Annotated in this window: 10 protein-coding genes; 2 read left to right on the top strand and 8 right to left on the bottom strand. The window is 61.0% G+C overall.

What is annotated here, in order from left to right:
• Nucleotides 1-538: 538 nt before the first annotated feature.
• The 8 genes from AB7008_RS10110 to AB7008_RS10075 all read right to left on the bottom strand — a co-directional run bounded on the left by AB7008_RS10110 (nt 539) and on the right by AB7008_RS10075 (nt 11,604).
• Nucleotides 539-1,579 carry a pectinesterase family protein gene (locus AB7008_RS10110; RefSeq protein WP_441258790.1) on the bottom strand — a complete coding sequence of 347 codons (1,041 nt, stop codon included), beginning with the start codon at nt 1,577-1,579 and terminating at the stop codon, nt 539-541.
• A gap of 213 nt (nt 1,580-1,792) precedes the next feature.
• The gene (locus AB7008_RS10105; RefSeq protein ID WP_038936684.1) at nt 1,793-3,091 is read right to left on the bottom strand and encodes a glycoside hydrolase family 28 protein; all 1,299 of its coding nucleotides are present in this window, start codon (nt 3,089-3,091) and stop codon (nt 1,793-1,795) included.
• Between the two features lie 437 nt (nt 3,092-3,528).
• Nucleotides 3,529-3,660 carry a hypothetical protein gene (locus AB7008_RS10100; RefSeq protein WP_283842231.1) on the bottom strand — a complete coding sequence of 44 codons (132 nt, stop codon included), beginning with the start codon at nt 3,658-3,660 and terminating at the stop codon, nt 3,529-3,531.
• A 380-nt stretch (nt 3,661-4,040) separates the two neighbouring features.
• On the bottom strand, nt 4,041-4,331 hold the full coding sequence (locus tag AB7008_RS10095) for a hypothetical protein (RefSeq protein WP_244433078.1): 291 nt from the start codon (nt 4,329-4,331) through the stop codon (nt 4,041-4,043).
• 512 nt (nt 4,332-4,843) lie between these two features.
• Nucleotides 4,844-6,013, bottom strand: a complete 1,170-nt coding sequence (locus AB7008_RS10090) for a Wadjet anti-phage system protein JetD domain-containing protein (RefSeq protein WP_038936685.1) — start codon at nt 6,011-6,013, stop codon at nt 4,844-4,846.
• 2 nt (nt 6,014-6,015) lie between these two features.
• Nucleotides 6,016-9,450, bottom strand: coding sequence for an SbcC/MukB-like Walker B domain-containing protein (locus AB7008_RS10085; RefSeq protein ID WP_018647407.1), 3,435 nt, complete (start codon nt 9,448-9,450; stop codon nt 6,016-6,018).
• Nucleotides 9,447-10,085, bottom strand: coding sequence for a DUF4194 domain-containing protein (locus AB7008_RS10080; protein WP_011084789.1), 639 nt, complete (start codon nt 10,083-10,085; stop codon nt 9,447-9,449). Before AB7008_RS10080 ends, AB7008_RS10085 begins: the two co-directional genes overlap by 4 nt.
• Nucleotides 10,075-11,604 carry a Wadjet anti-phage system protein JetA family protein gene (locus AB7008_RS10075; RefSeq protein WP_014497837.1) on the bottom strand — a complete coding sequence of 510 codons (1,530 nt, stop codon included), beginning with the start codon at nt 11,602-11,604 and terminating at the stop codon, nt 10,075-10,077. Before AB7008_RS10075 ends, AB7008_RS10080 begins: the two co-directional genes overlap by 11 nt.
• 471 nt (nt 11,605-12,075) lie before the next feature.
• Here AB7008_RS10075 and AB7008_RS10070 point away from each other — a divergent pair, with 471 nt between their 5' ends.
• Both AB7008_RS10070 and AB7008_RS10065 read left to right on the top strand, forming a co-directional pair.
• Nucleotides 12,076-12,327, top strand: a complete 252-nt coding sequence (locus tag AB7008_RS10070) for a helix-turn-helix domain-containing protein (RefSeq protein ID WP_011084786.1) — start codon at nt 12,076-12,078, stop codon at nt 12,325-12,327.
• On the top strand, nt 12,327-13,646 hold the full coding sequence (locus tag AB7008_RS10065) for a type II toxin-antitoxin system HipA family toxin (protein ID WP_011084785.1): 1,320 nt from the start codon (nt 12,327-12,329) through the stop codon (nt 13,644-13,646). Before AB7008_RS10070 ends, AB7008_RS10065 begins: the two co-directional genes overlap by 1 nt.
• The last annotated feature ends 40 nt before the right edge of the window (nt 13,647-13,686 follow it).

The raw sequence follows: 13,686 nt of genomic DNA, 5'->3' as shown, positions 1-13,686 counted from the left end.
TTGCCAAGATGGAGCTCGCGGAACGCCCCCGAAGTCAAATAAACCTGCCGAACAGTCTGCGGCCTCGTCAACCGAGTTGGTTGGCTGAGGCAGCGCCTCCGTAACCGATGATTTCGCCGCGGCGCGCCTTGGTCTCCTCAACAACTTTTCGACCGACTGAGCTCTCGTTCCGAAGCAACTTTCGACGGGGCGCAGATAGGCGCCCTCGCCTCGCGCACGGGAATTTTCGTCGCTCACCGACCGAACGAATATAGCCGCGAAGCATCAGCCCACTTCGCTCTCCGGAGATCTGCGCAAGGCGCTGAACAGGCAAATCAGCCGTTCCCGAGCGATGACGACGTGCTGACGTGACGGTCCGTAGAGCTTGCCGACACTGATCCGCCAAAACGGACAAGATGATCTGCGAGCTGAAGCGGGCGCATGTGGGTGGACGGCGAACAGATGAGATCGTCGCGCCGGCCCCCCTTTCCGTCGGTTTGGCTCCGGCGGCGGTTGGGTTGCTGTACAAGACTCTCCATCACAATCAGGCTCGCTCCCCTCATTCATCCGAGGATCGCCGTGGAACCCCTTCACCGTGAACATTGCTCTTTGTTCGAACCTGATGGTTCGTGGGCAGCCAATCTGTGACACCCGCGAAGAACACTCTCAGCGACCATCTCGCAGCTTCGCCATCTTTCAGTTGATGGGAATGAGGCTCGCGGCCTGATGGGTTAGCACCGATGCCGAAGGATCTATATTCGGCATAATAGCTCGTGCTCAACTTGTTGGTCTCGCCGGGAGCCCATTCGCGCCAGCCTTCCGCAATCACTCGTGCATCTATCTTTGTCGACAGGAAGACCACTGTGGCGTAGGAGCGCCAGGGGCGGCCAAGCGCGATATAGCGCGCAGCAGGGTCGGCACTTAGCCTGCAATGATCAAAAACATAGCCACTGTCCTCATCCGGCGTTGCCTTGCTCTGAGCGGTATAGATGACCGCTTGATTGGCGATGCCGTGCAATTCACATTGCCGGAACCAGACCTTGGCGTTGCCAAATATGAAATCGACATGCCCTTCGATGTAGCAGTTCGAGAAGTATTGTCGTGACATTCTACCGTTTGGTCCCTTGCCGGCAAACAGCGTGTCCTGGGCGCCGAGCAGGCGGACGCGCGTAATGACGTCCCTATCTCCGGTAACGGACAGCGCTACCGCCTGCGAAGGTGGATTGGCCGGATTGAGGGCATAGTCGTTCTGAATGGTCAGATTCTCGAGCCGGAAGTCATCGCTAGGGGCATCCAGCGTCGCCGAACGGGCCGTTCCTCCTACATTGACCGCGCCGTCGCCATACACAATGACCGTATCCTCCGGCTTGTTGCCAGTCCCTGCGAGATGAACACCGGATTTCGTGATTTTAACCTTCTCGCGATAGATGCCTGGCGCGATCCGGACGTTTCCGCCTTCCGCCGGCAATGCGTCGATGGCTTGCTGCACGGAGTGATAGTCTGCATTTCCGGCATGCGACACCAACAGTGGATGCGCGTACGCCACGGGGATGAAGAAACATCCCGCCAGAATTGCAGCGGAGGAAATGACAATTCGCATGTGATCTTACACTTCGTTTCTCAGCGGGATAGCCGTCGCGCATCGACACGAGATTTTCATCGCCAAATCAGAACCCACCTTGGCATTTCCGGCCCTGCAAAACCGTCGGCCAATAGCAACCAACTCGGGACATGAGCCCGACCTTCGTCAACACCAGTAATCTTGGCCCCAGATGCGGAACTCACCACCTGAGTTCGGCGCCGCGTGTAGTGCTTACCGATTGCCGTCGCGGAATGCCCTGGAACATACCTCCGATCCGCGCAGCGGCGGCTGTGTAGCTCGTCCGGGCAGCGGGGGCCATACGTCAGAGTGATTTGCGCTGACGTTCGCATGTTCAAGTTGCCAAGTCGCGGAATTGGCAAATCGAACATCTTCGAGTGTCACGTCCAGGGCATGCCGCCCGTCTACGCCGCGCATCAGCAGCACACCGGCGTCGCCATGCACATGACGGAGAACGATTTGCCGATAGACCGGAATCCTCGTGCCTTGAGCGCGCGGATCATATTTTGCATCGAAAGCCAGCGGCCACCGGTTGCCCCTCAGGCACACGTACTCATAAGTCACGTTCTCGACCAGACCGCCTCGACCAACATCGCTCTTGATGCGCAGGCCCGACGTCGTACCATCCAGTGTCAGATTACGCACCAATATGTCTCTGGCCCCGGAATTCACCTCGCTGCCGATCGACATGCCATGCCCCCAGCCGAAATAATTATCAATGACCGAGATATGGCTGCTTGAGCCATTGTCGCCGGCCTTGATTGCGACGTTGTCGTCACCCGTACGGATCCAGCTGTGGGTGATGGTCACATCCTGACTGGCGCCAAGATCGATGCCATCGGTGTTGCGGGCATCCGCCGGCGAATCGATCGTGAGGCCCCAAAACGTGGCACTTTCAACCCGGTTCATCGCGACATGAAAATTGGCAGCGTTGCGCAAGGTGACACCAGAGAACGTGATATCCTGCGCATGATCGACCTGGATCAAGCGTGGGGCGTTCTGATTGCCGCCCTGGGCTTGGGCGCGGCGGGCTAGCTGCCACCAGGTTTCCGCGCCGCCGCCGATCAGCGCGCCGCCCTGACCATCGATGATGCCCTCTCCGTAGATACCGCCGCCGCGCGTTTTAGAAAAGCTGATGAATGGCCGGCAACCGTCGCCCTTTTCCGCAATGCGACCACATTGTCCGAGGCCCTTGTCGTAAGCGGCAGGTTCGGGGATGGCGATCAGTGTCGCACCGCGTCCGACCCATAAGGTCACGCCCGATTTCATCTCGAGTGGACCTGAGTGAAACTCGCCGCGCCCGAGATAAACTGCAGCGCCATCGGGGCAATGTTCAATGGCCTCCTGTAGGCTAACTGTATCGTTCTTGCCGGAAGGCACAGGGCGATCGCAGACCGTATCAGGTGCAACAGGTTCGGCGATAGTCCGGCGGTCTTGCGCTTTTGCGGCGGGGCCGACAACCATGGAGGCGAGGATGGACAATAGGGCCCAGTTACGAAAACGCTTTGTCATTGACCTGCTCGTGCTTTTGTCACGCGCATCATTGTCGCGTGCCTTTTCTGGTATTGAGCGCTGGCTTGATCGAGTCGCCGCGCGCGCCACTGGCGCGCACAAGATGACATTTATCCGACGCAGCAGACGCCTGGACTTGAGATCGCGCTGTAGCACCTTGCCTGCTGCGCGAAAAAGATGAAGCGTTTTGCGTTAGTACGAAAATCCAACAACTTCGTAACGTCAGCCTGCTCACACTGATTGAGCTCCCAACCGGTCCCCGATTTCATTTGTGCAACTCCAATTGCGCGTGAGTCCACGCAGCCTCTCGTCCAGGATCGGTGGGCAGTGAGTATTCGGGAAAGCTTTCGAGAAGCTGACGAGGCCACGGCCGGCACCGGATCGCATTCGCACCGGATAGCCTCTTCCTGGTGTCTCACGAATATAGATGACTGCCGTTACCCGCCCTGTTCCGGAATGATCGCTTGCGGGACATAGTCAGCCAGTTCCGTCATCATCCATGCGATGCCGGAGGCATGGTCGGCTTCCGCGGTCAGCATCGCTCGGCACGTCGCCTGCCCCACGGCCATAGCGGACCATCATGGTCATTGAACGCGCCCGCTCGCGCCCCCTCCATGGACGCCTAATCGGAAATTTCAACGACTTAAAGGCGGACAAGACGACCGAACTGGCTGGAAGTGGTGAGCTCTTGACACTCGATTCAGGACATCTACGTGAGCAGCCCCGAAACAGGAGCTCTAGCCAAAGACGCGGCGATACGTCCCCTATCTGGTGCTGCTCTGCGCGCATCCCTGGCGGACGCACCGCGATCAGCCAAAAAGCCGAGCCTATCGGCAAGGCCGCACCTAATTGTCCAGTTCGCCCGCCGGGTTCGCAACACCATGCGTCTCGAGATCTTCGCCAGGTCCGTCCCAAAACCTGTCGCCGTTAACGTGCGCGGCGGCGGCTTTCAGCGGTCCCATCGAGGCGAAAACGCCACGGCAGCATCCGGGTTAACAGGATTATCGAGGCTTCGCGATTTAGGCGGCCGTGCGTTGCGTATTGAATTGTTTGCCGCAGAGTTGCGCTGGCGTTCATCGATCGAGACCGCTCGACACTCAAGCCTCCGCTCCAGATCCGCCAATCCTGCCTTACATTCTTCGACAACCGATTGGGCGCGAAGCAGCTTGACCTTGAGCTCGTCTTGTTGCCTGAGTATGTTCTCAAGATCCCAATCGTTCTGCATTAGCTCATTGACCATCTGCAAGCCCCGATGCAAGGCCGACACCTAGCTTCAAGAGCGCAGGCTCTGCATGTCGCAGATGCCCCACCCCGAACCATGGGCTAATCCGATGCCAAACGATCGTCCTGAGGACGCCTTTACGCTGGCGTTCTTGCTGAGAACCACCATTCGTTGCGAGCCCCCAAGACAATCGGCTTCTGCCCGGCAAACCGGAGCGCGATCCCAAGATGGCAGAGTTCGCGAGGCAGGCGCCCGGTTTGGAAAGCGCATCAGGGGACCTCTGCCCTCGATCAAGCGGGCAAATTTCATCTGAACACCTCAAAAGGATGCTGAACGAGCATCATAGTCACACATGGTTTCGTCCCATCTTCAAGCAACTGGCATGCCAATGCCGCTTGAGCGTTTTTATGAAGAAACGATGTCGGTTTTCCCGCAGCACGTAGTTGCGGGCGGTGCTGTTGTCGCGCTTGAAACACGACGTCCTGAGCGAGACAGCCAAAGCCGCAACCACGAGCGTCCGCGCGCATTTTCTAATGAAACTCTGGCAGGACTGGATCGAGTTCTTCCTGCTCGAGCGTCTTGGCTCCATCTTTCGTCAGGTACGCTGCCAGAGCTGCGATACCGGAGTCCGGTGGACATCGAGCGGGTGCGGATTTTTTGAACGGCACTTGTCCCAAACGCTCGGCAACTTCGACACTCATGAGGTGGGCACGGATCGGTCGGTCGACGGCGCGCTCGATGGTGTGGAAGATCCAGGTGCCGTCCGGATCGATGTCCGACCAATGAAAGATCGGCGTCTGTTCGGATACCAATCCTGCGATCGTCCGCAGCGCCTGCTGGGTGGCAAGCGAGGGGTACCCTCCGACATACATGGTCGTTCCTAATCGGCCGGGGTCCGCCTCGGCGATGTGCCGGTTGAAGCTTGCGAAATTTTCGATCGTTAGAACGTAGGCCGGCGGCTCCCGGAAGCGGACGCGATCTGCTTCCTTGGGAGTGATTCCGAGATACAGCGGAGAGATTCCGGAGAGGTCGGCTCCATCGAGGTCGATCTTGCCCGCGATCAGCAGCGGTGGCGCGAAGCGCTCAAGGCCGATTGCCCGGAGCGCCTCGCGTGGCCGCGCGCCGGGCGGAAACTCCAGGATGCCGCTCAGGAGCCGCACGACCGCGCCTTCGATCCGTTCGAGCGTTTTGCTGTGCCCCACCGTTCGTCTCGAGAAGGTCTTGTAGTCGACGCCAAGATGCTTGTCGGCCAGGATGGCCTGGGCGAGAACGAACGCGTCGCGCAGTGTCTCGACATCGGACGAAGCGAACCCGTGCCACGTTTTCCCCCGCCCCCATACCTCGGCGACTTGGGAAGAGCTGTTCTTCAGAGAGTCGTGCATCGCCGCCCCGGCGACAAGCCGCACGGCGGCATCCTCCGCGATGCGCGACGCGGGGGTACGGCGGAGATATCGGTATAAGATCTCCGCCGAGGCTAACCGCACGTGCGCCACTTGGTCTCGGTTGGCGCCGCGCCCCCAGCGAATGGAGACCGCGGCGGCACTTTCGGCTTCCCTGATCTGTTTCAGGAAGGCGTCCGCCGCGACTACTGATGGGAAAGCGGGGTAGTCCGGGTGGGCGATCGGGCTTGCGGCCCCGGACTCGAAGCGGTTGAGCAGGTCGTTCAGCAGGCCGATCGCATCCGTGAAACGCCGAGCCATGGCTACTCGGCGGCCAGACGGGTGGCGAGCTCATCTTCGGACATCAGGTCCGGATCGATGGCCATCAGCTCGCGCTTGGCCTTCTCTTTCAGTTCCACCACAGTGGCCCTGGACTGCTCGCCGATCCGGTCCACCTCCACGATGGTGTCCATGTGCTCGAGCACGGCGACGCGCTTCTCGAACGGCGCCGCGATCACGAACTGCAGGCCGAGGTTTTTGTAAAAGCTCATCATCTGCCGCTGGTTCTTGCCGTCCATCTTGGAGAAGGCCTCATCGAACATGGCGAGCGCGAAACCGGCGGGCTTGCCGGCACGACGCTCCGCGCTGCCGTAGACGGCGGCCAGCGAAGCGCCGATGGCAACGTAGATAGGCACCTGTTGTTCGGCGCCAGACCCGGTGCCGCGCCGCTGCTCCCAGCGGGTCGAGCGGCCGGTGGCAACATCCTCCATGTGGATCTCGAAGGTGTAGAAGTTGCGGTAGTCCTCGAACTGGGTGAAATCCTTGTCGGGGTCCTCGAGCAGCGCCTCGAGTGCGACGATCGTATCCTTGTGCGGGAAGTCATCGGGCACGTCGCCCCGGAACAGCATATCGAGCGCCTCCGGAGAGGTTTTGGCGATCTCGATGATCTTCAGGATGGGCTGGAATTCCACCATCTGGGTGCGATGGAATGAATATCGCTCGTTATGGAACGGATGTGCGTAGAGGCTACGGTTCAACGATTGCAGCTCCCGCTCCATCTTTCCGATCCGGGCCGTGAGCGCGTTGATGAACTCGCCGCGCAGCAGGGTAGAGGCCTTTTCCGCCGCATCCCGCGCCTGCCTTTCGTACTGGCGCAGCTCATTGGATTCGATATCCGAGATCAGCTGCTCCATCCATGGCTTCACCTCCCGCAGCGGCTCGCTTTCCGCACCGACCTGCGAACTCATCCCGAACTGGTCGAAGTAATCGTAAAGAAGCTCGCGGACCCGTCGCTCGATCCGGGCGCGCTCGTTGTCGGACACATTCGCATCCTTCAAGGCCTTCTCGGCGATGGCCCGGTGTTTCTCAGCGAAGCCCTTTTGGGCTGCGGCATCGAGGCGGTCGCGGTAGACGGCCCTGCCTTTCGCGGTGGAGTAGAGTGGGAAGAACTTGCGGTATATCGACCGGGCGACCCTGAGGTTGAGTTCGGAGCCGGGCACGTTCTCGCCCTCTCCGAGCCTCCTCTCCGCCGACCTGACCTCGCCGTCATGCTCGCCGAACGCCTTCTGCTGTGTCTTTCTCTCCTCCAGCCTCTTCTCCTTCAGCTTTTGCTGCGCCCTCTTTTTGTCGCGAAGCCCGCCGTCCCCCGCGCCGTCGAGGGCATCGAGCCTGGCCTGAGCTTCAGCGACCTCAGTCTGCGCGGCCGCGAAGGCGGCCGCGCAAGCCCCCAGATCATTACGTCCCTCGCAGATGTTCTTCAGAGCGGCAAAAGCCTGCTCCGCGGCATGGGCCTCCTTCCCCTTGTCGATCAGGATCCGACCCAGCTCCTCGGCCTGATCCTGCAGGGATCGCAGGGCGTTCGCCTGGGCTGCCTTTCCGATCTTATACTGCGAGGATTCGATCCAGCGATGGCTCCGGACGAGTCCGTCGTCGTAGAGGCCGTCCTTCATTATCGCCCGGCCGGGCCTGTTGAACTGGTCGAGCGTGTCGGCGAGACGGACGTTGCCGTAGCGGCGCATGATGAAGGCCATCGCGTCCGGATCCTGGCTCCGGAAGATCGAGGGGAAAGTGCCGCGCTCCGGCTTGGCCCTGAACTGCTCGAGCTTGTTTAGGCTCACGAGCGATGCATGGCGAAACTCGCGGCGACCTTCCTTGAAGATTGACGTGGCGGCGCTGATATCCGCTCTGTCCACGAACACGGCTTCCCGGTCGCGACCGAGGAGCGCCTCGGCGGCTCCTACCCACTCGGGTTCGGCGACTTCGATGATGTCGCAGAGTACGCGCGGGACCATTCCACCCTGCCGCAGCCTGCGGCAGAGGAGTTCAGTGTCGTCGCCGAGATAGGCGCGCGCCCCTCCGGCGGCGTGCTGTCGGATCCGTTCGAGCACCTCGTCGCGCCTGCCGCGGAGGCCGGAAAGCTCCGCGATGATCCTTTGACGCGCTTCGTCGATCTTCGGCAGCCATTTGGCGCCGCTTGCCGCGAAGGACTTCTCGGCCGCGGTGACCTCGTCGGAGACGCCCCCGATGTCGGCCCCGGCGGTGGCGGTCAGAAGACGCTCAAGCGCAGGAACGAAGTCCTCGAAACCGTCCGCGCACATCGCGCGTAGCGGCTCCAGGCGACGGATGTTCTCCATGCGAGCCTTGAAGTCCGCCGAGGCGCGGTGCGCCGCCTGCCCGGCCACATCGGCGGTCTGCTGCAGGGACTTTCTGCCGGTCTTGGCATCGTGCTCGGCGATCGCGGCCGTGAGGCGTTCGATCTCCTTATCGATGGCCTTGACGTCGTCGTCGATGAATTCGAGTTCTTTTGCTGCGGCGTCCCGGCGCGCCATCTCGGTACGCCGCTTGGTCTTGAAGTCCAGGTTTGTCGCGCGCGCCGCGAGCCAAGTCGCGCGTTTTGCGACCCATTCCTCCCTGAACTTGGTCTCGAGCGCCTCTTCAAGCGCGGCGAGGACGCCCCGAAGCGCCCTTAGGGCTTCGAGCCTGAGGCGCATTTTCCGGATGGTCTCGCTGATGTTGCGGTATGTCTGGATCGACTCGCGCAGCTCCTTGATGCCGATCGGACTGTCCTCGAGGATGTAGTTCCGCACGAACTGCGTCGCCGTCTGGTTGTGATCGAGCGTCATCGCGTTGACGATTGATTTCTGCAGGGCGCTGGCGTTCTGTTCGCCAAAGGACGAATGCGGCAGAAGATGGCGCATGTACTCGCGGACATAGTCGCTCGCCCGGTCGCGATGATTGACGAAGTTGCCTTCGCCGACCGCTGCGACGATCCGGGCGCGCACGTCCTCCCACTGCGCCGGGAATTGCGACTTTCCTCGCTGCTCGATGAAGTCCTTGGAGCTCAGAACGGTCCCGACGGCTACGAAGAGTGCCAGCACGGTCTCCCTGCTGTCGGACTTGCGCGCCTCGAGCGCCATGCCGATCGTGACCGGTGACCGGGCGCCTTCCGTGTCTTCGAAACCGAGCGCGATGTAGGTGCGCGCCTCGTCGCGCCGGCGCTGATCTTCGCCGAGCGTCCCAAGGCAGTAATCGACGACGCTGCGCTTCGAGCCGCTGCGCGATTTTCCGCTATCGCCGGCGACCGCGTTCAGGCGCAAGAACCGCCGGCTCCCGCCGGTGAGAACGACCTGTGCCATGTCGAGGATTGTGGATTTGCCGGACCGGTTCTCGCCCAGGACCCCGACGTGTCCCCTCACGTCGATGTCGGCGACGTCGAATAGGTGCCAGTTCACCATCGTCAGGTGGCGTAGCTCCATCATGCCTCGTCTCCTGCGGGCTGCGGAAACCGCGCCTCCTCGCTACGGACGTAGCGCTCGAGCCGTTGGAGGGCATCGCCGCCACTGATCAGCTTAATCATCGGACGGATCCTGATCTCGCAGTCCTGCTGCTCGTCGTCAAAATCACCGATCTCGACCAAACTGCGTTGGGCGACCTCGCGCAGGATGTCCCGGAACCGGGCGGCCGAGATCGCGCCACCGCCGCCGTGTTGCGCCATCTCGCGGTAGCGATCGAACAGGTCGTTCAAAGTGGCCACTACGACGGCCCGGTCCTCGACTGCTCCGACGTTCACCTCCTGCTGCCAGTATGCCGCCAGCACCAGCATGACGATGGTTTCGTCGAGCTTCATCCGGGGCAGCGGCACGTCCTCGTCCATGGCGACGATGCCGGCCCACTGCGCCTCCGGATCGCGGTGGACGCGGTATCCGCAACTATCGAAGAAGCCGTCGACCACGTCGCGGAAGCGGCCGTCCATGATCGTGTTGTAGACTGTCCCGGTCCGGGGGTCTCCCGCGAACACGAACTGCCGCCGTAGCAGGAAGTGCTGCGCTTTGCGGAGGTCGGCTGCCTTTTCCGCGCCGAAGGAGCGCTCGACGTTTTCGAACTCACTGAGCATGAGCCGCCCTCGCCTTCCGGAGTGCGCCCGATCGCTTGACCAGGAAGTTGGCGCAACGGAGCCATTCGCTGTCGTGTGGGGGCGTGTCGGGGCACGGTTCGAGTTCGAACCCGGCCGCGACCTGCGCCGGAACCTCGCCTGTCAGCGCATATCGGCGGGCGCAATCGAAGGCGAGAAAGTCGTCCACGGTATCGATTTCCATGAAGCGGGCTTCCCTGGTCGCGAATGGCGGCACCTGGCCCTCGAGGAATCGTCTGACATCCTCGGGGCGGGGCGCGATGCGAGCGATGTACTCGAGGCGGAGCTTCTTGCGCAGTTCATACAACGGATCCGACGGCGGCTCGGCGAGCTCCCTTGCTTCGACGGGACGGCGCGGCTGCCTGGCCGGCGCCTGATGGTGCTCCGACCAGGGCGACCGCAGCGGCTCGATGCTCCATTCGATTGTCGCCTTGTGGTGCCTGCCGTCGCGCAGTAAGGCATCCAGGCGCCGCACCAGGTCGCCGGCCCGGCCGACGAGTCCCTGCCCGCCCCGCTCGGCGTACTTAATGGTGTTGCGGACCCGGGCTTCGAGCTGCCTGCGGAAGGCCTCGATCCTGTCGAACATCTCCCCGATCTGATCGAAGATGCTTTCGATAGCCAGCAGGTCGTCGGCCGCGGCCATTCGACCGTCCTCGATGTCGGCTGCCATGCTGGAAGCTATGTACTCCTCGGCGAGGACCTGCATGGTTTCCGGGCTGTAGGAGATCCTCCGCGCGAGATCGACGATGGCGTCGCGGAAGCGGTATGGATGGTTGACGGTGAGGATGGACTCGAAATCCTTCAGCAGGAGCTGTTCGATGAACTCCTCGAAAAAGGCTTCGAGCCGGGTAGCGACTGTTTTCGACTCCATGACGGTCCGTCGGACGCGCTTCAGGTCGGCCAGAATGGCCCGCAGACTCTTAGTGAACTGGTCGGCCTGATTGCGCGCCTCGCGGACGGCGAGCGCGGCTTCGCGCTGCTTGCGGTCGGTGATCTCAGGCCTCAGTTTTTCGACGGCCTCCAGGTTGAGGCGGATTTGCACGATCAAGCCGCCGAATCGCTGCGAGAGATCCTTGTTGAGGCTCGCGAGCCGTTGCAGCACGAGCAGCGGTCCCATAGCCATGTCCACAGTGACGCGAAGCCCGTATTCCTCCTCTTCAAGCCATCCCCAGACGAGCAGCCGGGCGTATAGTTGTCGGGCAAGACCGAGCGCCTTGTCGCCCTTCTCGGAAGCGAGCGCGACGTCGGCCTTCCGGATCCGGCGGCGTCTCGCGGAGATCATTTCCGGCAGGCTGCCGAAATCATCGCCCTCGTTCCAGAGGACGGGGTTGGCGCGCATGACGTCGTAGATGGCGTGGACCACCTGCTGCGGCGTCGGGAACGACGGCGCGCCTGAAAAGAAGCGTTCGTGCAGATCCAGCAGACACGCTGCGTACAGGTGCTTGTGATCGCGCGAAAAAGCTAAAAAGGCGTCGTCATGCAAATGGCGGAACAAGGTCAATGACGCGGCTCCTGGGCCCGACCTCATCCTGAGTTGGCGGCACTAAATGCACGGCCTGCCGGGCAAAATGTTAGTGAGAGTGGGTCTTGAAAACACAACCGGAAGATCAGTTCTTAGTATGTTCTAATATAGCTTTCCAGCTCAATCGCTGTCGAGACTCCAAAGGTCCGATCGGAGCTAGTGTCCGGTCTCAGATCGGGAACAATCCGGCCTCAAGTCATTGAATTTGTTGTTGTTACTATTGCGGCAAAATGGATACAAGGAGTTGCTTGGCACGATAGTGATACGAACGTTCGACATGTCGAGGAGGCTCTCTCGCCCACCGGCAGATTCGAGCCCAGCTCTACATCGATCATCAGCTTTAGCTTTTTAGTAATTTCAATATGCCTAGTATACGCGAAAGCGTATGATCTGTAGATATTCGCGGTCGCGTATATTGACAAATTATACGCGTTTGCGTATCATGCCTTTATGGATACGATTGCCCGCACCCCCCAGCAAATCGGCGCCGGGATCAGGCGCTACCGGCGGCAGAAGAAGCTCACCCAGGGGGACCTCGGTGAGAAGATGCATGCGCGTCAAGCGACGGTCTCGAAGCTGGAGGCCGGTGAACCTGCAACGCAGCTGCGCATCTTGATGGATGCGCTGGCCGCGCTCGACCTCGAGCTGGTCATCCGGCCGCGCACCAAATTGACGGCTGAAGCGATTGAGGATCTGTTCTGATGGCGCGTCGCCCTGCCCGTGCGCCGCTCAACGTCTACCTCAACGCACGGCTGGTCGGGCGGCTGCGGCGCGAGAGCAGTGGCGCAATCGATTTCCAGTATGACAAGCAGTGGCTCGCGTGGGAAAATGCCATCCCCGTTTCCGTGTCGCTGCCATTGCGGGAGGATCGTTATATCGGCGATCCCGTCGTCGCTGTTTTTGACAATCTTCTGCCCGATAATGACGACATCCGCCGACGCGTCGCCGAACGCGCGCATGCTGATGGCGCCGATGCTTACAGCCTGCTCTCCGCCATCGGCCGCGATTGCATCGGGGCGCTGCAATTCCTTCCCGACAGTGCCGCACCCGGGGGCGCCGGCGCCATTGATGGCCGCGCCGCTAGCGATCAGGAGATCGCCGCCATTCTCGGCAACCTTGCCAGCAATCCGCTCGGCATCGGCCCCGACCAGGACTTCCGCATTTCTCTCGCGGGCGCGCAGGAAAAGACAGCGCTGCTTTACTGGAAAGACAAGTGGCACGTGCCTCATGGCACGACCGCAACTACGCACATTATCAAGCCGCAGATCGGGAAGTTGCCGAACGGAATCGACCTGACCGGCAGCGTTGAAAACGAGCATCTGTGCCTTGAGCTGGTTGCGGCACTCGGCTTGCCTGTCGCCAAATCAAGCATCATCGATTTCGCCGGGCGCCGCGTGCTCGCAGTTGAGCGGTTCGATCGCATCTGGACGCGCGACGGCCGCCTGTTGCGGCTGCCGCAGGAAGACTGCTGCCAGGCGCTGTCCGTTCCACCCGCGCGAAAGTATGAATCCGATGGCGGACCCGGCATCCGCAAAATCTCGGATTTCCTCAAGGGCAGCGATACGCCTGAGGACGACCAGGCCATTTTCTTCAAGGCGCAGATCGTGTTCTGGCTGCTTGCCGCCACCGATGGCCACGCGAAGAATTTTAGCATTCATTTGGCGCCGGGCGGTCGTTTTCATCTTGCACCGCTTTACGACATCATTTCGACCCAACCGAGCTTGGACGCTGGACAGATCAGCCAAAACCAAATGAAGCTGGCCATGGCGATCGGCAGCAACCGGCATTACATCGTCCACACGGTTCTCGGCCGACATTTCGTGCAGACTGCGAAAAGCTGCGGTCTACCCGACAAAACAGTCAAGGTTGTCATCCAGCAGCTCGGCGATACAGCCGCAAAGGCCATAGATCAGGTGCTGAATGCGCTTCCAAAAGGATTTCCGGAGAAGATGGCCATATCGATTGCTGATGGCGCAAAGCGCCGTGTGAATTCGCTGGCTGTGCTCAAGAGTAGTGAATGATCGCCGGTTTGCGCAAGCGTACGATGACCTCCGTGAACGG

Origin of the sequence: Bradyrhizobium sp. 521_C7_N1_3, assembly GCF_052075975.1 — a bacterium.
Lineage (GTDB): Bacteria > Pseudomonadota > Alphaproteobacteria > Rhizobiales > Xanthobacteraceae > Bradyrhizobium > Bradyrhizobium japonicum.
This window is presented reverse-complemented; position numbering and strand designations above follow the sequence as displayed.

Coding starts and splice junctions, on each gene's coding strand:
- AB7008_RS10070 (WP_011084786.1), top strand. CDS start 12,076: ATGGATACGATTGCCCGCACCCCCCAGCAAATCGGCGCCGGGATCAGG.
- AB7008_RS10110 (WP_441258790.1), bottom strand. CDS start 1,579: ATGCGAATTGTCATTTCCTCCGCTGCAATTCTGGCGGGATGTTTCTTC.
- AB7008_RS10090 (WP_038936685.1), bottom strand. CDS start 6,013: ATGGCTCGGCGTTTCACGGATGCGATCGGCCTGCTGAACGACCTGCTC.
- AB7008_RS10100 (WP_283842231.1), bottom strand. CDS start 3,660: ATGGCCGTGGGGCAGGCGACGTGCCGAGCGATGCTGACCGCGGAAGCC.
- AB7008_RS10065 (WP_011084785.1), top strand. CDS start 12,327: ATGGCGCGTCGCCCTGCCCGTGCGCCGCTCAACGTCTACCTCAACGCA.
- AB7008_RS10095 (WP_244433078.1), bottom strand. CDS start 4,331: ATGGTCAATGAGCTAATGCAGAACGATTGGGATCTTGAGAACATACTC.
- AB7008_RS10080 (WP_011084789.1), bottom strand. CDS start 10,085: ATGCTCAGTGAGTTCGAAAACGTCGAGCGCTCCTTCGGCGCGGAAAAG.
- AB7008_RS10105 (WP_038936684.1), bottom strand. CDS start 3,091: ATGACAAAGCGTTTTCGTAACTGGGCCCTATTGTCCATCCTCGCCTCC.
- AB7008_RS10085 (WP_018647407.1), bottom strand. CDS start 9,450: ATGATGGAGCTACGCCACCTGACGATGGTGAACTGGCACCTATTCGAC.